The 25,648-nt window shown below is 67.5% G+C and carries 23 protein-coding genes, 2 pseudogenes and 1 riboswitch; of the genes and pseudogenes, 13 read left to right on the plus strand and 12 right to left on the minus strand.

The features are described from left to right. Positions 1-21 precede the first annotated feature (21 nt). Positions 22-426 (plus strand): Sec-independent protein translocase TatB, encoded by a 405-nt coding sequence (locus QF050_RS10755; RefSeq protein ID WP_308930421.1) that lies wholly within the window; start codon positions 22-24, stop codon positions 424-426. Positions 427-435: 9 nt separating this feature from the next. Here QF050_RS10755 and QF050_RS10760 read toward each other — a convergent pair whose 3' ends face one another. The 3 genes from QF050_RS10760 to QF050_RS10770 form a co-directional block, all read right to left on the minus strand. Continuing rightward, positions 436-1,581, minus strand: a complete 1,146-nt coding sequence (locus tag QF050_RS10760) for an Mrp/NBP35 family ATP-binding protein (protein ID WP_308932149.1) — start codon at positions 1,579-1,581, stop codon at positions 436-438. 69 nt (positions 1,582-1,650) lie between these two features. After that, a complete protein-coding gene (locus QF050_RS10765) occupies positions 1,651-2,349 on the minus strand; it encodes a DUF1003 domain-containing protein (RefSeq protein ID WP_308930422.1) in 699 nt (232 codons plus the stop codon). Beyond that, complete coding sequence (locus tag QF050_RS10770; protein ID WP_308930423.1) at positions 2,333-3,616, minus strand: magnesium transporter MgtE N-terminal domain-containing protein; 1,284 nt, start codon at positions 3,614-3,616, stop codon at positions 2,333-2,335. Before QF050_RS10770 ends, QF050_RS10765 begins: the two co-directional genes overlap by 17 nt. A gap of 77 nt (positions 3,617-3,693) precedes the next feature. On the opposite strand from QF050_RS10770, the gene QF050_RS10775 reads away from it, so the two are divergent. Then, positions 3,694-4,671 carry a general stress protein gene (locus QF050_RS10775; RefSeq protein WP_308930424.1) on the plus strand — a complete coding sequence of 326 codons (978 nt, stop codon included), beginning with the start codon at positions 3,694-3,696 and terminating at the stop codon, positions 4,669-4,671. Positions 4,672-4,791: 120 nt separating this feature from the next. Here the strand turns inward: QF050_RS10775 and QF050_RS10780 are convergent, their stop codons facing one another. After that, positions 4,792-6,366, minus strand: a complete 1,575-nt coding sequence (locus QF050_RS10780) for an aminopeptidase P family protein (protein WP_308930425.1) — start codon at positions 6,364-6,366, stop codon at positions 4,792-4,794. 78 nt (positions 6,367-6,444) lie between these two features. Between QF050_RS10780 and QF050_RS10785 the strand changes: the two genes are divergently transcribed. After that, a complete protein-coding gene (locus QF050_RS10785; protein ID WP_308930426.1) occupies positions 6,445-7,293 on the plus strand; it encodes a PHP domain-containing protein in 849 nt (282 codons plus the stop codon). Here QF050_RS10785 and QF050_RS10790 read toward each other — a convergent pair. From QF050_RS10790 to thiE, 4 genes and pseudogenes are all read right to left on the minus strand, one after another. After that, positions 7,290-8,162: a DNA methyltransferase gene (locus QF050_RS10790; protein ID WP_308930427.1), complete on the minus strand. Its 873-nt coding sequence runs from the start codon at positions 8,160-8,162 to the stop codon at positions 7,290-7,292. The genes QF050_RS10785 and QF050_RS10790 overlap by 4 nt on opposite strands. Before the next feature lie 8 nt (positions 8,163-8,170). Beyond that, entirely contained in the window at positions 8,171-9,841 is a 1,671-nt protein-coding gene (locus QF050_RS10795; protein ID WP_308930428.1) for a DEAD/DEAH box helicase, read from the minus strand. Positions 9,842-10,132: 291 nt separating this feature from the next. Continuing rightward, positions 10,133-11,645, minus strand: a pseudogene (locus QF050_RS10800) (RNB domain-containing ribonuclease). Positions 11,646-11,674: 29 nt separating this feature from the next. After that, the gene (gene thiE / locus QF050_RS10805; protein WP_308932150.1) at positions 11,675-12,361 is read right to left on the minus strand and encodes a thiamine phosphate synthase; all 687 of its coding nucleotides are present in this window, start codon (positions 12,359-12,361) and stop codon (positions 11,675-11,677) included. Positions 12,362-12,394: 33 nt separating this feature from the next. Beyond that, positions 12,395-12,514, plus strand: a riboswitch (TPP riboswitch). Between thiE and thiO the strand changes: the two are divergent. The 3 genes and pseudogenes from thiO (at position 12,509) to QF050_RS10820 (ending at position 14,852) form a co-directional block, all read left to right on the plus strand. Then, positions 12,509-13,799: pseudogene (gene thiO, locus QF050_RS10810) on the plus strand (glycine oxidase ThiO). (Overlaps the previous riboswitch by 6 nt.) Beyond that, the gene (thiS, locus tag QF050_RS10815) at positions 13,796-14,032 is read left to right on the plus strand and encodes a sulfur carrier protein ThiS (protein WP_308930429.1); all 237 of its coding nucleotides are present in this window, start codon (positions 13,796-13,798) and stop codon (positions 14,030-14,032) included. The pseudogene thiO and the gene thiS overlap by 4 nt, the downstream one beginning before the upstream one ends. Before the next feature lie 4 nt (positions 14,033-14,036). Continuing rightward, complete coding sequence (locus QF050_RS10820) at positions 14,037-14,852, plus strand: thiazole synthase (protein ID WP_308930430.1); 816 nt, start codon at positions 14,037-14,039, stop codon at positions 14,850-14,852. Between the two features lie 67 nt (positions 14,853-14,919). On the opposite strand, the gene QF050_RS10825 is transcribed toward QF050_RS10820, so the two are convergent. The 3 genes from QF050_RS10825 to QF050_RS10835 are packed head-to-tail and all read right to left on the minus strand — an operon-like array spanning position 14,920 to position 16,187. After that, positions 14,920-15,222, minus strand: a complete 303-nt coding sequence (locus tag QF050_RS10825; RefSeq protein WP_308930431.1) for a hypothetical protein — start codon at positions 15,220-15,222, stop codon at positions 14,920-14,922. 26 nt (positions 15,223-15,248) lie between these two features. Beyond that, a complete protein-coding gene (locus QF050_RS10830) occupies positions 15,249-15,473 on the minus strand; it encodes a DUF3107 domain-containing protein (protein WP_308930432.1) in 225 nt (74 codons plus the stop codon). A gap of 48 nt (positions 15,474-15,521) precedes the next feature. Then, positions 15,522-16,187, minus strand: coding sequence for a TetR/AcrR family transcriptional regulator (locus tag QF050_RS10835; protein WP_018760283.1), 666 nt, complete (start codon positions 16,185-16,187; stop codon positions 15,522-15,524). Between the two features lie 84 nt (positions 16,188-16,271). On the opposite strand from QF050_RS10835, the gene moeB reads away from it, so the two are divergent. After that, positions 16,272-17,471, plus strand: coding sequence for a molybdopterin-synthase adenylyltransferase MoeB (gene moeB, locus QF050_RS10840; RefSeq protein WP_308930433.1), 1,200 nt, complete (start codon positions 16,272-16,274; stop codon positions 17,469-17,471). Between the two features lie 120 nt (positions 17,472-17,591). On the opposite strand, the gene QF050_RS10845 is transcribed toward moeB, so the two are convergent. Then, positions 17,592-18,914 (minus strand): glutamyl-tRNA reductase, encoded by a 1,323-nt coding sequence (locus QF050_RS10845; protein ID WP_308930434.1) that lies wholly within the window; start codon positions 18,912-18,914, stop codon positions 17,592-17,594. Positions 18,915-19,072: 158 nt separating this feature from the next. Between QF050_RS10845 and hemE the strand changes: the two genes are divergently transcribed. From hemE to hemC, 6 genes are all read left to right on the plus strand, one after another. Beyond that, positions 19,073-20,167 (plus strand): uroporphyrinogen decarboxylase, encoded by a 1,095-nt coding sequence (gene hemE, locus QF050_RS10850; RefSeq protein WP_308930435.1) that lies wholly within the window; start codon positions 19,073-19,075, stop codon positions 20,165-20,167. A 3-nt stretch (positions 20,168-20,170) separates the two neighbouring features. Next, positions 20,171-21,637, plus strand: coding sequence for a protoporphyrinogen oxidase (hemG, locus tag QF050_RS10855; RefSeq protein ID WP_308930436.1), 1,467 nt, complete (start codon positions 20,171-20,173; stop codon positions 21,635-21,637). Positions 21,638-21,776: 139 nt separating this feature from the next. Next, a complete protein-coding gene (locus QF050_RS10860; protein ID WP_308930437.1) occupies positions 21,777-22,601 on the plus strand; it encodes a hypothetical protein in 825 nt (274 codons plus the stop codon). A gap of 111 nt (positions 22,602-22,712) precedes the next feature. Further along, positions 22,713-23,414, plus strand: coding sequence for a hydrogen peroxide-dependent heme synthase (hemQ, locus tag QF050_RS10865; protein WP_308930438.1), 702 nt, complete (start codon positions 22,713-22,715; stop codon positions 23,412-23,414). After that, a complete protein-coding gene (locus tag QF050_RS10870) occupies positions 23,411-24,652 on the plus strand; it encodes a ferrochelatase (protein WP_308930439.1) in 1,242 nt (413 codons plus the stop codon). The genes hemQ and QF050_RS10870 overlap by 4 nt, the downstream gene beginning before the upstream one ends. Then, positions 24,649-25,647 carry a hydroxymethylbilane synthase gene (gene hemC / locus QF050_RS10875; RefSeq protein WP_308930440.1) on the plus strand — a complete coding sequence of 333 codons (999 nt, stop codon included), beginning with the start codon at positions 24,649-24,651 and terminating at the stop codon, positions 25,645-25,647. Before QF050_RS10870 ends, hemC begins: the two co-directional genes overlap by 4 nt. The last annotated feature ends 1 nt before the right edge of the window (position 25,648 follow it).

Here is a 25,648-nt window from a genome sequence, read left to right on the forward strand (position 1 = left end):
GGAGAGGGTAATCTTCCTAAAGTGTTTGGTATCAACGGCCCGGAATTCATTATTCTGCTGATCATCGGTGTTCTCGTGATCGGCCCCCAACGGCTGCCCGAATATACCCAGAAGCTGGCAAACCTGGTCAAGGAAGTCCGCCGGATGGCCTCCGGAGCCCGGGAACAGATCAAGGAAGAAGTGGGCATCGACATCGACGATGTCGACTGGAAGAAGTACGATCCCCGCCAGTACGATCCCCGCCGCATCATCAAGGAAGCACTGTTCGACGACGACACCAAGCCCGTCAGCGCCGGTGCACCGGCGGCGGTGGCCGCGGTTTCCGGGGCGGCAGCCGTGGCAGGCCCGGCGCCCGAGCGGCCCGAACGGATCGTGGAGCGGCTCGCCCCGGGCGAAACCGCACCGTACGACACCGAAGCCACCTAGGACGCCCGCTCAGCGCGGCTGAAGGCCCAACTTCATCCCGGCCAGGCCCCGAGGTTTGGCGGCAAGCTGCGCCGCAATACCGGCCAGCGCTCCACCTGCCGCGGAATCGGGCTTGCCGAGCACGATAGGTACCCCGGCGTCGCCGCCTTCGCGGAGCTGGATGTCCAGCGGAATTTGGCCCAGCAAAGGCACCGGCACGCCGAGCGTGGCGCTGAGCCGCTCGGTGAGGACCGTTCCGCCGCCGCTTCCAAAGAGTTCCATCCGGCCGCCGTCGGGCATGTCGAGGTACGACATGTTCTCAATGACCCCCGCGATCTTCTGGCCCGTCTGGGTTGCGATCGCGCCGGCGCGTTCGGCCACATCGGCCGCCGCCGCCTGGGGCGTGGTGACCACCAGGATCTCGGCCTTGGGCAGCAACTGGGCCACCGAGATGGCGATGTCGCCGGTCCCCGGGGGAAGGTCCAGGAACAGGGCGTCAAGGTCGCCGAAGTAGACATCGGTGAGGAACTGTTCCAGCGCGCGGTGCAGCATGGGTCCCCGCCAGGCCACGGGCTGGTTGCCGGTGACGAACATGCCGATGGAGATGACCTTCACGCCGTAGGCAACAGGGGGAAGGATCATGTCATCCACCTGTGTGGGGGCCTGGGTGATGCCCATCAGCGCCGGAACAGAGAAACCGTAGACGTCGGCGTCCACGATGCCCACACGCAGGCCCTGGGCGGCCAAGGCGGTGGCCAGGTTGACGGTGACCGAGGATTTTCCCACCCCGCCTTTGCCGCTGGCCACCGCGTAGACCTTGGTCAGCGAATCCGGCTGGTTGAACGGGATGGCCCGTGCGCCGCCGGGGCCGCGCAGCTTTTCCTTCAGGGCGTCCCGCTGGGCCTGGTCCATGACCTTGAGTTCGACGTCGACGGCGGTGACGCCGGGCACGGCGAAGAGGGCCTTGCGGGAATCAGCGGTGATCGTGTCCCGCAGCGGGCAACCCGCGATGGTGAGCAGGACTGCCACGGTGACCCTGCCGTCGTCGGACACCTGGACGGAGTCCACCATGCCCAGCTCGGTGATGGGGCGGCGGAGCTCAGGATCGATGACCGTTGCCAGGGCGTTGTTGACGTCCTGGAGCAGCGGGGAGTTGCTGGCTGGTGGCGGATCCATGGGGGCGCTCACGGGAGTGGCCTCGGCTTTCGGGCTGGTGCGGCGGACGGCCGGCCGGTCACGGCCGGCCTAGCGTTCATTGGTGGAATGGCCGGGCTTAACCCGGGGAATCTGCTGGGTACGGGGCCCGCGCTGCCGGTCCCGCTGCTCACGCAGTTTGTCCTTTACCTTGTCCCGGGGCGACTCATGCGAACCGTGGCCGGAGTCGTCGTGCGTCCGGAGTTCCTCTTGTGCCTCCAGCATGTCCTCAAGGAGTGAGCGCAGCTCTGCCCTGACGTAGTCGCGGGTGGCAACCTCACGCAGCGCGATCCGCAGGGAAGCAAGTTCGCGGGTGAGGTATTCAGTATCGGACAGGTTGCGTTCCGCGCGTTGCCTGTCCTGCTGCAGCGATACGCGGTCACGGTCGTCCTGCCGGTTCTGGGCGAGCAGCAGCAGGGGCGCCGCGTAGGAGGCCTGGAGCGAGAGCATCAGGGTCAGCAGGGTGAAGCCGAGGTCCCTTGAGTCGAACTGCCACTCCGCAGGGGCCCAGGTGTTCCAGCCCAGCCAGAAGATGCAGAAAATCGTCATGTACACCAGGAACTGCGGTGTACCCATGAACCGGGCAAAACCCTCGGTGGCGTGCCCGAAGGCGTCAGGGTCGGGGCGGAACGTTGGCAGGATCCGCTGCCGGCCGCTCAGTGGCGTGTCAAGACTGCCTTTCGCTTCCGCTTTGGCCACGTTCCGCTGGGTGGGGTTCTTCGGAGCGCTGTTATCAGCCAATGCGGCCACCGAGCCTTCTTATCGGGGCTTCGCCATCATGGGCGCGCCAGTCGTCCGGCAACAAGTGATCCAATACGTCATCAACAGTCACCGCCCCCACGAGCCGGCCGGCGTCATTGACCACCGGGAGGGAGTTCAGGTTATAGGTGGCCAGGGTCCGGGCCACCTCGCTGATGTGGGCCTGGTCTGACAACGGCTCAAGGTTCTTGTCCACGAGGTTTCCCAACGCCTCGAACGGCGGGAAACGGAGCAGCTGCTGGATGTGCACCACGCCCAGGAAACGGCCCGTGGGCGTTTCCAGCGGCGGCCTGGCAATGAAGATCGACGACGCAAGCGCGGGGGAGAGCTCCTCGCGCCGGACGTGGGCCAGGGCCTCGGCCACGGTTGCTTCGGGCGGCAGGATAACGGGCACGGGCGTCATCAGGCCGCCCGCGGTGTCCTCGTCGTATTCGAGCAGGCGGCGCACGTCCTCGGCGCCTTCGGGTTCCATCAGCTGCAGCAGTTCCTCGGCCTGGGCGGAGGGGAGCTCACCAAGGAGGTCCGCGGCGTCGTCAGGATCCATCTCTTCGAGGACGTCGGCGGCGCGCTGGACATCCAGCGCGGAGAGGATTTCCACCTGGTCGTCCTCCGGCAGTTCCTGGAGGACGTCTGCCAGCCGCTCGTCCTGAAGTTCGCTTGCCACCTCGAAGCGGCGCTTGTCGCTCATCTCCTGAAGAGCCTCGGCGAAGTCCGCCGGCTTGAGGTCCTCGTGGTTGGCCACGAACTGGGTGGCTGCCTGCGGCTCGGTGCGCGGACCCTGTTGGGCGTCGGCCCAGTCAATGATCAGGGTCTCGTTGCGGCGCAGCCGGCTGAGCGGGGACAGCGAGTGTCCGCGGCGGACAAAGAGCTTGCTGACGAACCAGTCCCGGGACCGGTGCTGGTCCATGGCGATGTCTTCAATCGTGGCGTCGCCGCTGCCGTCCCGCAGCGTGACCCGCCGGTCGAACATCTCCGCCACCACCAGCGTTTCCGCTCCGCGCTGTTCGAACCGGCGCAGGTTGACCAGGCCGGTGCAGATGATCTGTGTCTGGTCGATCGAGGTGATGCGGGTCATGGGCACGAAGACGCGTTTCTTCCCCGGAACTTCCACCACGATACCCACCACGTGCGGCGCTCCCTGGGTTCCCCGGGACAGCACAACAACATCGCGCAGCCGGCCCAGGCGGTCGCCCAAGGGGTCGAAGACATCCAGGCCCAGGAGGCGTGCCACGAAGACACGGGTAGGTGTTGTGCTCACCACTACAGGCTACCGAGTCTGCTCTCTTTTAGCTGAATTTACAGGCAGCACCCATCTGGATGGGCAAGAATGGGTGTATGTCCAACATATTTGGTGCTCCCAAGACCGGCGGCCCCAACGGACCGGATGACGCCCGGGCCGTACCCACCGGTGACACCGTAGGCTCCTACACCTCCTATCTCGACGCCCAGAAGGCGGTTGACTACCTGGCGGACCAGCAGTTCCCGGTCCAGATGGTGTCCATCGTGGGCAATGAACTGAAGATGGTGGAGCGGGTGACGGGGCGCCTGAGTTACCCCAGGGTGGCCCTTTCGGGTGCCCTGAGCGGCATGTGGTTCGGCCTGTTCGTAGGGGTCATGCTGTCCTTCTTCGCTCCTTCGCCCGGCTACTTCTCGATCATGACGTCGGTGCTGATGGGTGCTGCATTCTTCATGCTCTTCGGCATCGTCACGTACGCGATGCAGCGGGGCAAGCGGGACTTCACCTCCACCAGCCAGGTGGTGGCCACGAGCTATGACGTCATCGTGGCACCCGAGGCAGCCCACGAGGCCCGCCGCCTGCTGCAGCAGCTGCCGATGTCCCGCTCGGACGCGGCGTCCGGCCATGGCCCATACACACAGCATGATTACTACAACCAGCCGTACCAGCAGCAGCACCAGCCCGGTGAGGAGCAGCACCCGGGCCAGGGCCCGGACCGGCCTGCCGGCTGGACCGATCCCTATGGCCAGCGGCCGCCTGCCGCGCCGGCGCAGGAAGGCCATGGTTACCCGGACGCCGAAAGCCAGCAGCAGGTTGGACAGCAGCACGACGACGGGCAGCAGCAGCCGGCGCAGCCGGTCAGGGCGGTGCGTTACCCCGACCTGCCGGATGGCCGCCCGCAGTATGGCGTCCGGCTGCCGCAGGGCCCCGCGGCCGACGACGCGCAGCACGGCTCAGCCGCCCCGGAAGACACCCACGAGGCGGCCGCCCACTCCGCCACGGGACACAACCCGGAGCACCCTGCCGGGCAGTACGGTCCGGATGACGATCAGCGCCGCGGCGGCAGCGGACAGTAGCGCCGCCGGGCGCTGCAGAGCGTCAAAGCGACTAACTTCCCCAACCAACAAGGGCCGTACAAAAGAGCGTGGCCGCCGGACCCAATCCGGTGGCCACGCTCTTTTCCATTTTCGCCTGTGTCAGGCCTCTTCGGTCCGGTAGATGCCGGCCATCCAGTCCTCGATGTCCTCCGGTTTGCGCGGCAGGGCGGCGCTGAGGTTGAGGGGGCCGTCGGCCGTCATCAGGACGTCGTCTTCGATCCTGACTCCGATGCCGCGGTATTCCTCGGGGATGGCCAGGTCTTCTTTCTTGAAGTAGAGGCCCGGTTCGATGGTGAAGACCATGCCTTCGGCGAGGATGCCGTCCAGGTACAGTTCCCGCTTGGCCTGGGCGCAGTCGTGCACGTCAAGGCCCAGGTGGTGGCTGGTTCCGTGTGGCATCCAGCGGCGGTGCTGCTGGCCCTCCGGGCTGATCGCTTCTTCCACGCTGACCGGCAGCAGGCCCCATTCAGCCAGGCGTTCGGCCAGGACCGTGGTTGCCGCCGTGTGGATATCGCGGAATTTCGTTCCCGGCTGCGCGGCTGCGAAGCCCGCGTCCGCGGCGTCCAGGACTGCTTCGTACACTTTGCGCTGGATATCGCTGAACGTGCCGCCGGCAGGAATCGTCCGGGTGATGTCCGCCGTGTAGAGCGAGTCCGCCTCCACACCGGCGTCCAGGAGCAGGAGGTCGCCGGCGTGGATCCGGCCGGTGTTGCGGGTCCAGTGCAGCACGGTGGCGTTGTTGCCGGAAGCTGCGATGGTGTCGTAGCCCAGTTCGTTGCCAACTTCGCGGGCGCGGGCGAAGAACGCTCCCTCCACCACGCGCTCGCCGCGGGCATGCGTGAGCGCCCGGGGCAGGGCCTTCACAACCTCTTCGAACCCCTCAACCGTTGCGGACACGGCGGTCTTCATCTGCTCGATTTCCCACTCGTCTTTGAGCAGCCGCAGTTCGGAGAGCGCTTCGCTGAGTTTCTCGTCCAGGGCATCCAGGACTTCAAGGTCCAGGTTTTCCGGGTCCTTGGCGGTGTTATATCGGGCGGTGTCCACCAGGGCGTCAATATTTTCGTCCACCTTGCGGACCAGGCGGATGGAGATGCCGCCGATCTCCGGAGCGCCAACGTCCTTGGTGATGGCCGTCTCGAGCTGGTCGATGTGGGCGGTGGGCAGCCCCAGGCGGGCCTCGAACTCTTCCAGGGTGGGCCGCGCCCCGATCCAGAACTCGCCGGAGCGGGAGTCGGCGTAGAACTGTTCGGTGTCCCTGCCGGCCAGCGGCCGGAAGTACAGCGTCGCGCGGTGGCTGCCGCCGTCGTCGCCGTTTCCTTCCTCTACCGGGTCCAGGACCAGGACGGCGTCCGGCTCGTGGTCCAGGCCAAGACCGGTCAGGTGCGCGAATCCCGAATGCGGGCGGAAGCGGTAATCGCAGTCGTTGGAGCGGACCTTGGGCGGTCCCGCGGGGATGACCAGCCGTTCGCCTTTGAACTGGGCGGAGATCGCCTTGCGCCGGGTTGCGGCGTAGCGGGCGACGGCGTCGCGCTGGGGAAGTTCCTGGCTGGACGGTGCCCAGTTGCTGGCCATGAAGGCTTTGAAAGCGTTGGAACTGGGCCGCTGCGAGCGGTTGTTGACGCGCTCCTCCAGCGGCTGGGAAGCAGAATTCAGGGTGTTATCGGCATCGTTCACGGCACCATCGTCTCACCAGCTTCGCGGCTAAGCGAACAGGTCCGGTGCCGGAGGTGCGCGGTCCACTAGTCTGGACAAGTGAGGATTGACCTGCATGCCCACTCCAACGTCTCCGATGGTACGGAGTCGCCCGCCGACGTCATGGCCTCGGCCGCCCGCGCGGGCCTGGACGTGGTGGCCCTGACCGACCATGATTCCACAGCGGGTTGGGCCGCGGCTGCCGCAGCCGCCGTCTCGAACGGGCTGGCCCTGGTGCCCGGCATGGAGGTTTCCTGCCGGACGGAGGAAGGCATCAGCGTCCACCTCCTGAGCTACCTGCACGACCCCACCCATCCGGGCCTGTTGGAGGAGATCACCAAGGCGAAGGATTCCCGCCTGACCCGCGCTGAACGGATGGTCACCATCCTGGCCGAGGACTACCCGCTCACGTGGGACGACGTGATCCACCACGTGGCACCCGGCGCCACCCTCGGCCGGCCGCACATCGCTGATGCCCTGGTTGCAGCGGGCGTGGTGGAGGACCGCTCCGAGGCCTTTGCCTCGATCCTCACCTCCCGGTCGCGGTACTTCATCCCGCACTACGCACCGGACCCGGCCACCGCCGTCGAACTTGTCCGTGCCGCGGGCGGCGTGCCCGTCTTTGCCCACCCGGTTGCCACGGCCAGAGGACGGATCGTGGGGGAGCGGACCTACCGCGACATGATCGACGCCGGCCTGGCCGGCCTGGAGATCAACCACCGGGACAATCCGGAAGAGGGCCGGGCGTTTTTGCGCCGGCTCGCTGCCAAGCACGGCCTGCTGGTCACCGGCTCCTCCGACTACCACGGCACGGGCAAGCCCAACCTGCTTGGCGAGAACCTCACTGCCCCCGACATGCTGGCACGGATCGAGGAGCTTGGCACCGGAGCCGCCGTCATCCGCCCCTAGTTTGGCCGGAATGACGTCATGGTGGCGTGCGCACCGAGCCTTTTGGCCATGATGTCGATCGCCGGCTGGTTCTGGTCCACGCACACGAACTTCCGGCCGAGCTTCGCGGCCACGGCGCCCAGGGTGCCGGACCCGGCAAAGAAGTCCAGGCACCAGTCGCCAGGGCGGCTGGAGGCGGCGACGACCCGGCGGACCAGGCCTTCGGGCTTCTGGGTGGGGTACCCGGTCTTCTCCTTGCCGGTGGGTGAGACGATGGTGTGCCACCAGACGTCGGTAGGCAGCTTGCCCAGTTCGCGCTTGGCGGGCGTCACCAGCCCGGGGGCCATGTAGGGTTCCCGGTCAACCTCGGCGCTGTCGAAGTGGTACTTCGCAGGATTCTTGACATACACCAGGATGTTGTCGTGCTTGGTGGGCCACCGGTTCTTTGCCCGGGCGCCGTAGTCGTAGGCCCAGATGATCTCGTTCAGGAAGCACTCCCGGCCAAAGATCGCATCCAGCATCACCTTGGCGTAGTGCACCTCGCGGTAGTCCAGGTGCAGGTACAGGGTGCCGTCATCGGCCAGCAGGCGCCAGGCCTCCACGAGCCGCGGTTCCAGGAAGGACCAGTAGTCGCTGAAGGCGTCGTCGTAACGGTGCAGGGCGCCCTTGATGGTGTCATAGGAGCGGCCCTTGAAACCCACCCGGTCCCCGCCGCCTTCGGCGTTGGCCACCATCCGGGTTTCCTGCCGCTGCTGCGGCCTGCCCGTGTTGAAGGGCGGATCCACATAGATCAGTGTGAAGGCGCCGTCCGGCAGCGTGGGGAGGTAGTCCGCGTTGTCCGCGTGCACCACCAGGCTGCCGCCGTCCGGCGCCCAGACAGTGTCTGTCATCGACGCAGTTAGCCCTCGGCGCTGCCGGGCTGGTTGCCCTTGTCCGCGGCGGCAACCACTTCGCCGTTGCGGCGGCGCGTGCGGGTCCTGGGGCGGCGGGTGCGCGACGGCTGGTCGCCGTCGGTTGTGGGGGCGGCGGCTTCGGCGGCAGGCGCGGCGGAGTCGGAGGTACGACGACGGCGCTCACCCGAGCGGGCGGAGTCCCGGCCGCCTGTCTTGCCGGCGTCGTCCTTGCCTCGTCCCCGTCCGTCCCGGTCGCGTGAACGGGAAGCGTCGCGGCCGCCGCGGCTGTTCTTCTTGCCGGTTTCACCCAGGTCCTCAAGCACCTCGGCGTCAACGCCGGCCAGGGTCCGCTTGTCACGCGGAAGGCGGCCCTTGGTTCCTTCGGGGATGTCAAGGTCGGTGTAGAGGTGCGGCGAAGAGGAATAGGTTTCCACCGGTTCGGGGACACTCAGGCCCAGGGCCTTGTTGATCAGCGCCCAGCGCGGCATGTCGTCCCAGTCAACGAACGTGACGGCGGTGCCCTTGTTGCCGGCGCGGCCGGTGCGGCCCACCCGGTGCAGGTAGATCTTTTCGTCCTCGACGCACTGGTAGTTGATCACGTGGGTGACATCGTCCACGTCGATGCCGCGGGCGGCAACGTCGGTTGCCACCAGCACATCCACCTTGTTGTTGCGGAATGCCCGGAGTGCCTGCTCACGGGCGCCCTGGCCCAGGTCGCCGTGGATTGCTGCGGCCGCGAAGCCGCGGTCCACCAGTTCCTCGGCCACCTTGGCAGCGGTGCGCTTGGTCTTGGTGAAGATGATGGTCCGGCCGCGCCCGCGTGCCTGCAGGATACGGGCCACGACTTCGGTCTTGTCCATGCTATGTGCACGGTAGATGAGCTGGCGGATGTCCCGCTTGGTCAGGCCCTCATCCTCGGGATCTGCGGCGCGGATGTGCGTGGGCTGGGTCATGTAGCGGCGTGCCATCGCGATGACGGGGCCGGGCATCGTCGCCGAGAACAGGAGTGTCTGGCGGACGGCCGGGGTTCCGGCGATGAGAGTCTCAACGTCTGGCAGGAAGCCAAGGTCCAGCATTTCGTCGGCTTCGTCCAGCACCACGAGCTTCACGTTCTTCAGGCTCAGGTGCTTCTGCTTATACAGGTCGATCAGGCGCCCGGGGGTGCCCACCACTACCTCGACGCCCTGCTTCAACGCTTCCACCTGCGGCTCGTAGGCACGGCCGCCGTAGATGGTGGTGATCCGGGCGTTGCGCTTGCGGGACGCCGTCTGGAGGTCGTTCGCCACCTGAACGGCCAGTTCACGGGTGGGGACAATGACCAGGGCCTGCGGGGCGCCGGGCACGGCCAACTTGGCGTAGCCGGGATCGTCCTGGCCGATGACCCGCTGCAGCGCCGGAATGCCGAAGCCCAGGGTCTTGCCGGTACCGGTCTTGGCCTGGCCAATGATGTCGTGCCCGGCCAGGGCCACCGGCAAGGTCATGGCCTGGATGGGGAAGGGGTGCGTGATCCCGGCGTCGGCCAGGGACTCCACGATGTCTTCACGGACGTTGTAGTCGGCAAAAGACTTCTCCGCGATCTCATGCGGTGTCTCGTCCGAGATGATGGTCTCTTCCGGCTCGATGGTCTCGGTGCCGGACGCATCGGTCAGGAGTTGGTGGGTATGCAATTCACTCACGGGGAGTTTCCTTATTCATTTGGGCAATGGCGCAGCCTGCTCGACGGGCCGGCCAGTCCTGGCCGTTCCGGAGCACGCTCGGGCGCGCAAGCAAATCCAGTGGAAGCCGATCGCGGGCTATCTAATGCTGGCACTGGTGACCAACGGGCAAATCTCAAGATCGCGTAGGGGCGGGCTTGTTGGTTTCAAATCAAGGAAATCAACGACCGGGCATCCATTTCTACCTTCCCAGTCTAGCCGTACAGGGGCGGAAACGCGGTTTCGGTCCGCCCTGCCGCGTCCGCCGGGCCCTCAGGAGACGAGTTCGAAGTGGATTTGCCGGGTGGTGATGTCGGAGGACATCAGCCGGACCCGGACCTTGGTGCCGGATACCAGTTCGCCGGCGCAGCGGGCCGTGACAGCCGGTTCGGCGATCTGGATGATCCCGGAACTGCCGTTGCCGTTGCCGATTTTTCCGGCCCCGTTGCCGTTCCCGTTCTTGGCAGCCCCGTTGCCATTACCGTTTCCGTTTTGCGGCTTGGACCCGGAAATGACGATCGCGTCGAACTCCTGCCCGATGTGGTTCACCAGGAGCGCCGCTTCCACCGTATCGAGCGCCATCCGCTCCATCCGCGACGCAAGCTGGTCGGAACCGGCCATTATTCCCGGGAGCAGCGGCAGCGCCTCACGTGCCCAGCCGGGAACATCCCCGCCGTTGCTGAGGGCCTCGCAGATCACCAGCACGAAGCGGTCAACCAGCCGGCGCAGCGGTGCGGTGGTGTGGGCATAGGCGGCGCCGATGGCGGACTGGATACCGTCTTCCGGGACCGTGCCGTCGAACGCGGTATAGGACGCGCCGCGGAACAGCATCCCTGCCGAATGCATGATGGCCAGCTGGCGGGGATCGGTGGGATCCAGCGACCGCAGGTACTCGCCGTAGCTGACTTCTCCGTCCCACGGCCTGCCCAGCACTTCGGTCTGCAGCCGGAAATGCCTCAGCGACCGTTCATCCCGGGGCCGGCATGGTGCGCAGGATGCCCACCTTTCCCTCCAACATGAGGTTGGCGGCAGCCATACCCGTCATCAGCGAGATCTGCGCATTCCAATCCTCCACGGGAAGTTGCGGGACCGCATCAATCCGGTAGCCGCCGTCGGGCAACTGCACGATTTCCTGCTCGGGCATATTGAGGCTGGCGCCCCCGCGTCCCCGCTCCAGCGCAACCCGTTTCCGGCCTACCTCCCGGAGTAGTTCCAGCACCGGGGGAGCCGTGCCGGCGTCCAGGTCGGTTTGCGCACCCTTGTAACTGAGCTTGTCGCGGCTGCGGATCCGCGCCCGCCGGACGCCAACTGACAAAACTTCCGCGTCGGCGTCGAGCGTGAAATCCCAGACGAAGGCCGAACACTCCTGGCCCGGAAGCAGGCTCCCGGCACCTTCACTGATTACTTCCGGGTGCAACGGAATACGGCCGTCCGGAGCGTAGAACGTTTGTCCGCGGCGCCTGGTTTCGGCATCCAGCGCACCTCCCGGTGCAACGAAGGCTGGTACATCGGCAATCGCGTACAGTACGCGGTAGCCGCTCCCGCCCGGTTCGATGAACACGGCCTGGTCCAGGTCCGTGGACGAGGCCGGGTCAATGGTCACGAACGCGACAGCGGTCAGGTCATAGGCCGGCAGCTTCAGCGATGCCACGGCGGCGCGTGCGTCTTCCAGGGCCGCTTCCGGATAGGGGCCCGGCAGTTCGAGTTCTGTCCGCAACGAACCCAGAGCCTCTTCCAGGGCGTTTTGATGGTCGCGGACATTGGGAGCCAACCGATGATGTGACACAAAAGTCAGCGTAACTCCAAGTCCTGGGATTATGCAGGCCCGGGTGCGGCGGCGTCCAGCGCGTCGAGCAGGGAAGCGGCAGCGGCCGCGGGATCCGGGGCTTCGGTAACGGCGCGGACCACTACGATCCTGCGGGCACCCGCCTCCGCCACCTGGTGCACGTTCCCGTGGTCGATGCCGCCGATGGCGAACCACGGCACCGGGTCTGACGCCTCCATGGAAGCTTGGGCGGCGTACTTCACCAATTCCAGCCCGACGGCGGTCCGGCCGGGTTTGGTGGGCGTGGCCCAGACGGGGCCCACACAAAAGTAGTCCAGGTGGGAAGGGCCGGCAGCTGCTGTGAGGGCGGCATCCACCTGGTCGGGGCTGTGGCTGGAGAGCCCGATGGCTGCGTTGCCGTTGACCAGCGTCCGGGCCGCCGCCAACGGAAGGTCCTTCTGGCCGATGTGGAATACCGGTGCCCCGGACAAAACCGCGATGTCCGCGCGGTCATTGACGGCCCACAGCCGCCCATGGCGCACCGCCGTCTCCTTCAAGACCGCCAGCAGGTCCAGTTCCTCTGCAGCCTCGATGGACTTGTCGCGCAACTGGATGATGTCCACGCCGCCGGCGAACGCGGCATCCACGAACCGGGCAAAGTCGCCGCGGTCCCGCCGCGCATCCGTGCAGAGGTACAGGCGGGCCGCCTCGAGGGCAGGAACAGATGAGGGGGACATATTCATGCCTGCCAGCCTAGTTCCTCTAAACTGGGGTGGTACTGCGGGAGCCCGCGGCAGCTGTCACAAAGCACCGGGCTGAGAGGGCGTCAGAGCCGACCGCTTGACCTGATCCGGCTAATACCGGCGTAGGGAAGGAACCACACCATGCCTACCGCGAGCAACGCCCTCGCCGGGTCCGCCGGCGATGCCATCCGGGCCGACGTCGCCGTCATCGGCGCGGGAGTGGTGGGACACGGAATCGCCTGGGAAATCCAGCGGTCCGGGCGGTCCGTCGTGCTCATCGATGACGCGCCCGGCGCCGGCGCCAGCTGGGCCGCTGCCGGCATGCTGGCCCCCGTCAGCGAGCTGCATTACCAGGAAGAGGACCTCCTGGACCTCATGACCGAGGCATCATCGCGTTGGCCGGGGTTCGCCGCCGGCGTCGCCACCGCGGCCGGTGCCGGGACCGGATACCTGACGACGCCGACCTCTCGCCGTGGGCATCGACGCCGCAGACCGGAGGGCATTGATGGACCTGCGTGCCGTCCAGCAGGCCAACGGCCTTGAAGTCGAACCGCTGACCGTGCGCGAAGCCCGCGGCCGCGAACCACTGCTGAGTCCCGCGATCTCGTGCGCGCTGGACACCCCGGCCGACCACCAGGTGGACCCGAGGCGCCTGATAGCGTCCCTGCGCCTGGCCCTCGCCGGAGCGGCGCGCGCAACCCCGGAACTGGCGGTTGCCGGTGCCGGTGACGGGTATGCCGTACCGGAACGCGCGGCCGGGCTGCTGTGGGAGGGCGGGGCGGTGGCTGGGGTGCGCCTTGCCGGTGGCGGCACTGTGGTTGCGGGGGAAACGGTGGTGGCCAACGGCCTGCACGCAGGATCCCTTGACGGCCTGCCCGATGGCCTTGAACTGCCGCTGCGGCCAGTGCACGGCGACATCCTGCGCCTTTCCGTGCCGCAGCACCTGCGCCCCCTGGTGACCGCCACGGTGCGCGGGCTTGTCCACGGGATCCCGGTGTACATCGTCCCCCGGCAGGACGGCACAGTGGTCATTGGAGCCTCCCAGCGGGAGGACGCGCTCTCCGACGCCGTGAGCGCGGGCAGCGTGTACCAGCTGCTCCGGGACGCCCAGGCGCTGGTTCCCGCCGTCGCCGAACTCGAACTCCTGGAGTGCACCGCACGGGCCCGGCCCGGGACCCCCGACAATGCACCCTTGCTGGGCCGGGTGGCGGTGTCCCCGGGATCCCGCGATCCCGGGGACGGGCACGTCCCGGGGCTCATCATCGCCACCGGGTTCTTCCGGCACGGGGTGCTGCTCACCCCCGCTGCCGCGGCCATCTGCACGGCGTTGCTCGACGGCGCCGCCGATCCCCGCTGGGCGCCGTTCAGCCCGGACCGTTTTTCCAGGCCGGCGGCTGCCGCCCCAAGCCCCCACATGAAGGAGACAGCGTGAATATCACCCTCAACGGAAACCCGCATACGGTGGCAGACGGCGCCTCTATCACCACGCTCGTCAGCCAGGTGACCGGGCGGCCGCTGGCTCCCAATGGCCAGGCGGCGGACGGCAGGAAACTGGGTGTCGCCGTCGCGCACAACGCCCAGGTGGTGCCGCGCAGCCAATGGTTCGGCACCGCGCTCGCCGACGGCGACGACATCGAACTCGTCACAGCAGTACAGGGAGGCTGACACCATGACCGAAACCGGCACCATCAACACCGCAAGCAAGGCCGACGCCGATGACTCACTGGTGATCGACGGCGTCGCCCTGGGATCACGGCTCATCATGGGCACCGGTGGTGCGCCCAGCCTGGACGGCCTGGGCGCGGCACTCCTGGCCTCCGGCACCGCACTGACCACGGTGGCCATGCGGCGGTACTCCACGGCGGAAACCGGCTCGCTGTTCCAGCTGCTGGTGGACAACGGCATCAAGGTCCTGCCTAACACCGCCGGCTGCTTCACCGCCCGGGACGCGGTCCTCACCGCGGAACTGGCCCGGGAAGCCCTCGAAACCGACTGGGTGAAGCTGGAAGTCATCGCCGACGAACAGACGCTGCTGCCGGACGCCGTGGAACTCGTGGACGCCACGGAGCAGCTGGTCAACCGCGGCTTCAAGGTCTTTGCCTACACCAACGACGATCCCGTGCTTGCGCTGCGGCTGGAGAACCTTGGCGCCACCGCCGTGATGCCCCTCGGTGCACCGATCGGCACCGGACTGGGGATCCTGAACCCGCACAACATCGAGCTCATCGTGTCCCGGGCGTCGGTGCCGGTGGTCCTGGATGCCGGCATCGGCACGGCCTCCGACGCCGCCCTGGCCATGGAACTGGGGTGCGACGCCGTGCTGCTGGCCACTGCCGTGACCCGGGCGCAGAACCCGTCCCTCATGGGCGAAGCGTTCAAGCACGCCGTGATCGCGGGCAGGATGGCGAGGGCTGCCGGACGCATTCCGCGCCGGGAACATGCCCTGGCGTCTTCGGCGATGGAGGGCCGGGCAGAGTTCCTCTAGGCCCTTAAAGACCTGTGGCCACCACCCGCCCGGGTGGTGGCCACAGCTGTCAGCAGGCAGGAGCCGTTCAGCTCCGCAGCACCGCGTTCAGCCGCTCGGTGTCATGGCGCGCACGGGTGCGGCCCAGGTAGACGACGGCGGCGATGGCCGCGGCAGTGCCGAGGGCGATGGGCAGGACCCAGGGAAGCCACGTCAGCCCCGGCAGGTAGCCGAAACCGGCCGTCATAAGGATGATCCACGCCAGCGCGGCAACACCAACGGCGATACCGGCGGGAAGACCCGCACCGTACCTGGCATGGCGTTTGTCATTGGCCCAGACGATGAAACCGGCGGCGAGCGTGGCCAGCACCACGATGGTCAGCGAAAGCATGGATCTCCTTGGAACGGGGGAGCGGCCTAGAACTGGCCGAAACCTACGCGGCGAACCTCTTCGGCACCGATTTCCACATAAGCCAGTGCGTTGCCGGGAACAATGATCAGGCGTCCCTTGTCATCTTTCAGGCGCAGCTGGGTGCCTCCGTTGATGGCCTCGCCAACAGTCTTGGCCAGCGTTTCGGAATCCTGGTCTGATTCCAGCACGATTTCGCGGCCAACGTTTTGAACGCCGATCTTAATTTCCAAGGGGGCCTCCCAGCCTTTGAAGTTCGTCGATGATGTCTTATTTGTAGTCTAGGACTCTTTGGGGAAGCGAGAGATTCCGCGCCAAGCTAAACGGTAGATGAGGTCGCTGGCCACGTTGAGGTCCAGGTTGCCGTCCGTTTCCAGCCAATACCGGGCGCTGACCTGCGCCATCCCGGCCAGGCCGCGGCCCAGGAGTTCCGCCTCCAAGTGGGGGAGCTTGGTGTCCTCGGCAATGACCCGGGCGATGGCGTCGGCGAAGGTCCGGTTGAACGTCTCCAGCCTGGAGCTGACATCGGGATCGTTGATCAGGTCCGATTCGAACACCAGGCGGTGCGCCTGGTCGTCGTTGGCGATGAAGTGGAAGTAGGCGCGCATGACGGCCTGCACGCGCTCGTCGTTGTCAGTGGTGGAGTTCAAGGCGCCGAGCATCAGCTCGGTCAGTGACGTCAGGTGGCTTTCCAGCAGGGCCAGGTACAGCTCACGCTTGGATGGGAAGTGCTGGTACAGCACGGGCTTGCTCACATGGGCAGTCTCTGCAATTTCGTCCATCGCGGCCCCGTGGTAGCCATTGGCAACGAATACTTCCTGGGCGGCGGCAAGCAACTGCGCGCGGCGCTCGTCCCGGGGCAGCCGGGCGGACCGTTGGCCTGCGGGGCGGGAGGGAGTTTGCGGTTCGGCCGCGGGCGGGCGGTCAGCCCGTGCTTCAGGGACCACAGTTGTCCTTCTTTCCATTGCAGTTACATCCACTTTACTGCGGGGTAATATGACCCGGCGGTATCCCGGGGCATACATTGAAGTATGGCTTCGACGTTCACCGCAAATGTTTCAACCCATTCCCTGGATCCATTGGTGGAACCAGCTGCCGCCCTGACGCCCGCCGAGGTGGAACGGTACTCCCGGCACCTGATCATCCCCGAGATCGGCGCACTGGGGCAGCGGCGGCTCAAGAACGCCAAAGTCCTGGTCATCGGCGCCGGCGGGCTAGGTTCGCCCGCGCTGCTGTACCTTGCCGCCGCAGGGGTGGGTACGCTGGGCATCATTGACGACGACGTGGTGGACCTAAGCAACCTGCAGCGCCAGGTAATCCATGGCGTGGGGGACGTGGGAAGGCCCAAGATCGAGTCGGCGCGCGATACCATCGCCGCACTCAACCCGCTGGTGGACGTCCGGCTCCACAACGTACGCCTGGATTCGGGCAACGCGCTGGAGCTGTTCGCGGAGTACGACCTCATCCTCGACGGCGCGGACAATTTTGCCACCAGGTACCTGGTGAACGATGCAGCCGCCATCCTGGGCAAGCCGTACGTGTGGGGCTCAATTTTCCGTTTCGACGGCCAGGTGAGCGTTTTTTGGGAGAAGCACGGCCCGACCTACCGCGACCTCTACCCCGAGGCCCCTCCGGCCGGTTCCGTGCCTTCGTGCGGCGAGGGTGGCGTCTTTGGCATGCTGTGCGCCGCCGTGGGCTCGCTCATGGTGACAGAGGCAGTGAAGCTGATTACCGGCGTCGGACGTTCCCTGCTGGGCCGCGTGGCCCTGTTCGACGCCCTGGGCGGCAGCTGGCGGGAGATCCGGGTCTCCAAGGACCCCGCGGCGGAGCCCATCACCGAACTCACGGACTACGAGGCGTTCTGCGGGGTCGCCCCGGCGCCGACGGCAGACACGGAACACACCATCACCGCAACCCAGCTGGCCACCATGCTGGCGTCGCGGAAGGCGGGGCTCAAGGACTTCGAACTGGTTGATGTGCGGGAAGCCGGCGAGTACGACATCGTCCGGATCGACGGAGCAAAACTCATTCCGCAGGGACGGATCCTGGCGGGGGAGGCATGGAGAGAACTCCCGCAGGACCGGGACATTGTGTTCCACTGCAAGGCCGGGACGCGCTCAGCCAACGTGCTCGCGGCGGCGCGCCAGGCAGGCTACCAGCGGGTCAGCCACCTCGAGGGCGGCATCCTGGCGTGGGTGCGCGACGTGGAACCCGAAAAGCCCGTCTACTGACCGGAACGCCCGCTCACTTTTGACAGCCATTTGAAGAACGCCCGCTCACTCGCTTGAAGGAAGTGAGCGGGCGTTGCCTCAAAAGGGGCAGGAAGTGAGCGGGCGTTGCCGCGGGGGTTGTCAGGCGGTTTCGCGGCCGGCGTGGTCCACCGGGCATTCGGCTTCGACGGCTGCCGGCGCAGGGGCGGGCTGTTCGACCGTGATGCCGTAGAGCGCCTCCAGGGCGGCCACGTAGTCATCCTGCTGGCCGTTGGCGGCGAGCTCGCGGGCCCGGACGGTGGGGACGTGCAGCAGCTGCTTGACCATCCGGCGGAGCGCGAACTCGACTTCTTCGGCGGCAGCGGTGCAGCCGTGCCGGGCACGGACCTTTTCCATCTCCGCGTCCAGCACGTTCATGGTGTGGCGGCGCAGGGCAACAATGGCGGAATCCACCGAACGGGCCTCACGCTCCTGCTCAAACGCCTTGGCGGCGCCGTTGACGATGCCACTTGCCTGGGTCAGCGACTCGGCCTGCTCCTGCGGGGCCGCGAGGCGCACCGACTCCAGGGTGAGCAGTTCGACGCCGTCCAGTTCGCCGACCGCCGGGTCGAAGTCGTGGGTGAGGGCGAGGTCGATGGCGATCAGGGGTTGCGGGGAATCCGCGCGGACCTGGGCCAGTTCATCGGCTTCAACCCGGGTGTCCGAACCGCTGCAGCCAATCATGACGTCAGCGGCAGCAACTGCCGGGCGCAGGGATTCCACGTCCAGGGCCCTGCCGCCGCGTGTTGCCACGAAACCTTCGGCACGCCCGGAGGACGAGTAGACGCTGATGTCCGAGCAGCCGCGTTCGCGGAGGAGGGCCATGGTGGCGCCCGCGTATGCGCCGGTTCCAAAAACGACCACCTTCTTGGCGGACCAGTCGGGGCTTTCGGAAAGGTCGGTGGCAAGGTCCAACGCCACGGAGACGATGGAGAGGCCGCGGGAACCCAAGGCGGTCTGGGCGCCGACGTCCTTGGCTGTCTTCGACGCGGCCTGGAAGAGCCGGACCAGTCCGGCGCTGGCAGTACCGTCGTGCTGGGCAGTGATCAGGGCGCGCCGGACCTGCCCGGCAATTTCGCGTTCACCGACGACGGCGGAGTCCAGCCCGGCGCTCACGGCGAACAGGTGCTGGGTTACTTCGGGGCCGGTGCGGGTGCTGAACGAACGCGACACCAGCGGTTCGGCGAGGCCGCTGGCCTCGCTGATCCGGGATACGAGTGCCGAGCGGGCGGCCTCGACGTCGGCCGCGTTGGCCGCTTCACCATAGATTTCGAAGCGATTGCAGGTGGCCAGGACCACCGCGCCGGCCACGGCGGGGGATTCGACGAGGGTGGACGCGGCAATCCCTGAGGAACCGTTGCTCAACTGAGCGACGGTTTCGAGGTCGATGTCGGCGTGTGTAGCCACCAATGAGAAAAGAACCACAGCAGACCAATCATAGCTTTTTCGTTGCCCGGTAGAACAACCGCCGCAAAGGATAGTCGCCACACTGTGTGGTGATCCGGGCCACTTCCCGCTGCCGGCGGCTGAAAGCGACAGGTTGTCGTTATCTTTTGGGGCTCTTTTTGGGCACAATCAAAAGCATGACTCCTAGCCCTGCCGTCTCCGCTGCCGGCGCCCTCGCCGCAGACCATCCACTGATGGACGGCCGCACAGCGGACTCACCGCTGATCACGGCCTACCGCGGGGGCAAACCCTCCCGCCGTCCCGTCTGGTTCATGCGGCAGGCGGGCCGGTCGTTGCCGGAATACCTCAAGGTCCGCGAGGGCATCGCCATGCTGGACTCCTGCCTCCGGCCTGAGCTGGCCTCGGAGATCACGCTCCAGCCCGTACGCCGCCACGACGTTGACGCCGGCATCTTCTTCTCCGACATCGTGATTCCGCTGAAGCTGGCCGGCGTCGGCGTCGACATCGTGCCAGGGGTGGGGCCCGTCCTGGACAAGCCCGTGCGCACGGCCGCCGACGTTGCCGCCCTGCCCCAGCTGACCTGGGAAGCACTGGAGCCCATCCGCGAGGCCGTCCGCCTGACGGTGGCGGAACTGGGCAAGACGCCCCTTATCGGTTTTGCCGGCGCCCCGTTCACCCTGGCCGCCTACATGGTGGAGGGGAAGCCATCGCGCGACCACCTTGGCCCGCGCACCATGATGCATGCGGACCCCGAGACCTGGACCGCGCTGGCCAACTGGGCCGCCGACGCTTCCGGGATGTTCCTCCAGGCGCAGCTTGAGGCGGGCGCCTCCGCGGCCCAGCTCTTCGACTCCTGGGCGGGCTCGCTGGGACTGGCCGATTACACCAAATACGTTGCACCGGCGTCGGCCCGTGCCCTGGACCATGTCCGCCACCTCGGTGCGCCGCTCATCCACTTCGGCACCGGCACGTCCGAACTCCTGGTTGCCATGCGCGATGTTGGCGTGGACGTGGTGGGGGTGGACTACCGGCTGCCGCTTGATGAGGCGAACCGCCGGCTGGGCGGTACCGTTCCGCTGCAGGGGAACATCGACCCCGCGCTGCTGTCAGCACCATGGAGCATCCTCGAAGCCCATGTCCGGGAGGTCATCGCGGCCGGTTCTGCCGCCCCCGGCCATGTCCTGAACCTCGGACACGGCGTGCCCCCCGAAACCGATCCTGCCGTCCTGACCCGTGTGGTGGAGCTGATCCACTCCATCCCGCCGGCCTAAACCATGGGTAGTTCTCCGGCGAAGGCCGGCGCCGCGCTGGTGGTTGGCGGCGGCATTTCCGGCCTCCTGTCCGCCCGGGAACTGGCCACAGCCGGCCATGACGTGACCGTCCTTGAGGCTGGTGACTCCTGGGGAGGCTGCGTGGGCAGCCACACCGTAGCCGGCCTTACGCTGGACAGCGGCGCCGAGTCCTTCGCCACCAGGTCCGACGCCGTAGCCCGCCTTTCCGCCGAACTGGGCCTTGGCGGACGAATCGTTCCCCCACGTCCGGGTGGTGCTTGGGTCCAGCTTCCCGACGGGCCCCGCGAATTGCCCAAGACCGGTGTCCTGGGCATCCCGGCCAATCCCTGGGATCCGGAAGTCCGGCGCACACTCGGCACCCTGGGCTCGCTGCGAGCCTCCCTGGACCGGCTCCTGCCGGCATCGGTGGGCGCCGGTGCCGGCGTGACCAGCGTCGCTGCCCTCGTCCGGGCGCGGATGGGTGCGCGGGTGCTCGAACGCCTGGTTTCGCCCGTGGTAGGTGGTGTCCACTCCGCGGACCCCGGGCTGCTCGACGTCGACATGGTGGCGCCGGGCCTCCGTGCCGGGCTGCGGAAACACGGTTCCCTCGCTGCCGCGGTAGCAGCGCAGCGACGGCCCGCGGGCGCTGCGGACCCGGCAAATCCGGGCCAAGCTGCGAACCCGGGACAACCCGCCAAAGCAGGTTCCGCCGTCGCCGGCCTCGAAGGGGGCATGCACACCCTGGTGGATGCCTTGGTGGCCGATCTCCGGCGTCGGGGAGTGACCCTTCTGGCGGGCACGGCCGCGACGGCCGTCAGCCGCACTCCCGAGGGCTGGCGCATCGACGCCGCCGGCGCAACCTTTACCGGCGACCTGCTGGTCGTGGCCGTCGACGGTCCGGCCGCCGTCGGACTCCTTGAAGCAGCGGTGCCTGCGATCGCGGGAAAGCAGCCGGCCTCGGGGCCGGACGTTAAGCTTGTCACCTTGGTGCTGGACAAGCCGGCCCTGGACCGGCGGCCACGCGGAACCGGGATCCTGGTGGCCCCGCAAACCCCCGGCATCGAGGCGAAGGCGCTCACCCATGCCACCGGCAAATGGGACTGGCTCGCCGCTGCTGCCGGCCCCGGCCGCCATGTGGTGCGGCTGTCCTACGGACGGGTGGATGGCGCCTCTGCAGAGGCGGGCGGTCCCGACTCCGACGACGAGCTCTTCGCGGCGGCGCTGCGGGACGCATCAGCACTGCTGAGCGTCCCCATCACGGCCGGTGACATCCGGGACTGGGACGTGGTCCGGTGGCGCGGCTCCCTGCCCTTCGCGGCGGTCGGACACCGCGCCCGGGCCGCAGCCATCCGGCAGGCGTGCACGGCAGCCGGCGGCCTGGCCGTCGTCGGCGGCTGGGTGGCCGGGAACGGCCTGGCTGCCGTCGTTGCCGACACCCGGGAACAAATTGGCCAATTGACCGGCGCCTGAAACATCGCTGCTGGTCAGCGCGGCGGGGCGCGTTGCCGGCTCCATTCGGAAGCCTCTGCCGGGCCGTTCCCGGTTTTCAATCGGGCAAGCGTTCTGGTTAGGGTCGATGACTATGGTTCAACAAAGGTCCGAGCTTTCAATGTCCCGGACCGGTATCCATGGGGGACTCCGGCGAGGTACCGCTGCAGCGGCCGTCGGAGTGGTACTGGTTCTTTCCACCGGCGTCCAGGCGTCCTTGGCCGATGACGCAGCCCCGCCCCAGGATCCCACGGCACAAATGTCGCTGGGCGCCGGAACAACCGCGTCCGCATCCATCGCAGCGGGAGCCTCACTGTCCGCGCTGCTTCCCGACCTTCCGCTCCCCACCGCCTCCGGGACCCCGCTGGCGCAGGTGCGGACCGCCACCCCGACGACTCCTGCTCCGTCGCCGTCGTCTCCGCCATCATCCGCCCGGCCCGCCCCCACCACACCCTCCGCACCCGCCACGGCCTCGGGAGCCGGCACGGCCTCGGGAGCCGGCACGGCGCCCGGCCCCGGTATGGCGCCGTCCTCATCGGCCTCGGCCGCTGCTCCCGCGGCGGTCCCTCCGGCTTCGAGCGCCATCGATGCTGGCACAGCTGCCGGCACCGGGTCCAGCGCTGCAGCAGGTACGCCGGGGACGGCCGGCGGCGGCGCTGCCGCAAACCCCGAAGGCGCCGCCCCGGCTGCTGCCGGGCCGGAAGCAGCCGGGGGTCCGGCTCCGTCAAGCGCCCAGCAGACGGGAGCGTCCCTGCAGGCAGGCGCCCAGCCCTCGCTGGCAAACCGTACCGCGCAGGCTGCCGGAGTACCGGCAAGTCCCGGCCGCCCCGTTTCTTCCATTGAGGCGCTGCCCGGCGTTCCCGATGCCATGGTGTGGCTGGGTGTTGGACTGGTGGGCTTGGGGGCCGCCGCCGGTCTGGTGTTCCTGCGCATGCGCCGGTTGTAAAGGCCGGAAACCGCAACCGACGGTGCCGGAAAGTGTGACATTACTCACTTCTACGAGTTGTAGAACTCTCCGGTTTCCACTTGGCGGCGGTGAAGGGGCAAACTGGTAACCATGAGCCACACTTCTGCCGAATCTGTCACTAAAACCGAGGAATCAGCCGAGCAGTTCTTCACCCTCTGGACGGTCTTCAAGCGGTCGGCGTCCGCGGTCCGCAGCGCAGATGCTGCCGCCGACTTCGAAGCCCTGCTGGAGCGGCTCGCCGAGGCGGGGGTGACGCACCGGGGCAGCTACGACGTCTCCGCCATGCGCGCCGACGCCGACGTGATGGTGTGGCTCCACGGCCCTAAGCCTGAAGCGCTGCAGCAGGCGATCCGGGACATCCGCCGCAGCACCCTCTTTTCCGGCACCGAAATCGTCTGGTCCGCCATGGGCGTCCACCGTGAAGCCGAGTTCGCCAAGAACCACACGCCCGCCTACTCGCGCGGCGTCGCTCCGGCTGAATGGCTGTGCGTTTACCCGTTCGTCCGGTCCTACGAGTGGTACATCCTGCCTGACGCCGAGCGCGGCAAGATGCTCCGCGACCACGGCCTGCTGGGCCGTGACTTCCCGCAGGTCATCTCCAACACGGTTTCCGCGTTCGCGCTGGGGGACTGGGAATGGATCCTTGGGCTGGAAGCGCCGGAACTCGTGGACCTCGTGGACCTGATGCGGCACCTGCGCGCCACCGAGGCACGCAACCACGTCCGTGAGGAAGTGCCCTTCTACACCGGCCGCCGGATCACCGCCGACGAAGTGGCCGAGGTCCTCGCATGAGCCTGGTGGATCCGCAGGCAGCGGTCAACCCCGTCACGGAAGCCGGACGCATGGCGCCGAAGAATTACGACGCCGTCCTGCTCGCCTCGTTCGGCGGACCGGAAGGCCAGGAGGACGTCATTCCGTTCCTCCGCAACGTGACCCGCGGCCGCGGAATTCCGGATGAGCGGCTTGAGGAGGTCTCGCACCACTACCGCGCCAACGGCGGCACCAGCCCCATCAACCAGCAGAACCGCGAGCTCAAGGCAGCCCTGGAGGCCGAGTTGGCTGCCCGCGGCATCGAGCTTCCTGTGCTGTGGGGCAACCGCAACTGGGCACCGTACATTCCGCAGACACTCCAGGAGGCGTACGACGCCGGCCACCGCCGGGTGCTGATGCTCACCACGAGTGCCTACTCCTGTTACTCCAGCTGCCGCCAGTACCGCGAGGATATCGGCATGGCCTTGACCGAGACCGGCCTGGACGGCCGGCTGGAGGTGGACAAAGTACGCCAGTACTTCGACCACCCCGGTTTCGTGGAGCCGTTCGTGGAGGGTACCTCCGCCGGCCTGGCAGAGGTGCTGGACAAACTGGCTGCCGCAGGCAACCCCGAGGCTCCCGTCCATGTCCTGTTCGCCACCCACTCCATTCCCACCCGCGACGCCGAGGCTGCCGGCCGTTCCGAGGGCGAGCCGCGCGAGTTCGAGGAAGGCTCAGCGTACGTGGCCCAGCACCTCGCCAACGCCGCGGCCGTCATGGGCCGGGTCAAGGCGGAATCCGGCCTTGCCGCTCCGTGGTCCCTGGTGTACCAGTCCCGCTCCGGCGCCCCGCATGTTCCGTGGCTGGAGCCGGACATCAATGACGCCATCGAGGAACTGGCGGGCCAGGGCGTCAAGGGAATCGTTATCGTTCCGCTGGGCTTCGTCAGCGACCATATGGAAGTCGTATGGGACCTGGACACCGAAGCCATGGAAACCTGCGCCAACCTCGGCCTGACGGCCACCCGTGTCCCCACACCCGGTACGCACCGCAAGTTCGTCGAAGGACTGGTGGACCTTATCTGCGAACGGACCGTGGCGAACAACATCAGCGACCGCCCGGCCGTGACGGACCTTGGTCCGTGGTACGACATCTGCCGGCCCGGGTGCTGCGCCAACTTCCGCGGTGAAAAGCCGACCATCGCCGCTGTGGACACCACCGTAGGGACCGGGCACGATCCCTATCCCGCCGGGACGGCCGGGGAAACGGCGCAGCAGTGACTGTCCGGATCGGCACCCGGGCCAGCAAGCTCGCCCTGACCCAGACACAGCAGACCGCGGACCAGTTGGCCGCCGTCGGGGGCTTCCCCGTGGAACTGGTGCACATCAGGACCGACGGCGACGTCCTCACCGGGTCGTTGTCGCAAATGGGCGGCACCGGCGTCTTCGTCGCAGCCCTGCGTGATGCCCTGCTGCGCGATGAGTGCGACGTTGCCGTCCACTCGCTCAAGGACCTGCCCACCGGTGCTGCCGTGGGGCTGAGCCTGGCCGCGACGCCACGACGGGTGGATGTGCGGGACGTCCTGTGCGCCCGCAATGGATTCAAGCTGGCGGACCTGCCCGCCGGAGCCCGGGTGGGCACCGGTTCGCCCCGGCGTGCGGCGCAGCTGCGTGCTGCCCGGCCCGACCTGGACATTATCGATATCCGCGGTAACGTGGACACCCGCCTGGGCCGCGTTCCCGGCCTGCCCGGCAACTCCACTGACCAGGTGGTGCCCGGGAAATCCTGCGACCTGGACGCGGTGGTCCTCGCCGCCGCCGGACTGGAGCGCATCGGCAGGCTGGACACCGTCAGCGAATACCTTGAAACGGACGTGATGCTGCCCGCAGCCGGGCAGGGATCATTGGCCATCGAGTGCCGCACGGCCGATGCCCCGCCAAAACCGGGTTCGACCGACGGTTCCCGCGAGGTGCTGGCCCAGGCGCTTGCAGCCTTGGATGACCCGGACACCCGCCTGGCGGTCACCGCCGAACGGGCCCTGCTGGCACGGCTCGAAGCGGGCTGTGCCGCCCCGGTGGGGGCCTACGCCTACCGGAAGGGCAGCATGCTCCACCTGGAAGCGGTGGTATGCGCCGTGGACGGCACGGCCACCGTCCGGGACAAGCGCGCCACAGACGGGCTGACGGAAGTGGGCGCCACCCTCCTGGGCATTGAACTGGCGGAAGTCCTCCTCGCCGCCGGAGCCGCCGACATCGCAGACCTGCAGGCGTCCTGAC

It is taken from the genome of Arthrobacter sp. SLBN-112, from assembly GCF_030944625.1.
Classification (GTDB): Bacteria; Actinomycetota; Actinomycetes; order Actinomycetales; family Micrococcaceae; genus Arthrobacter.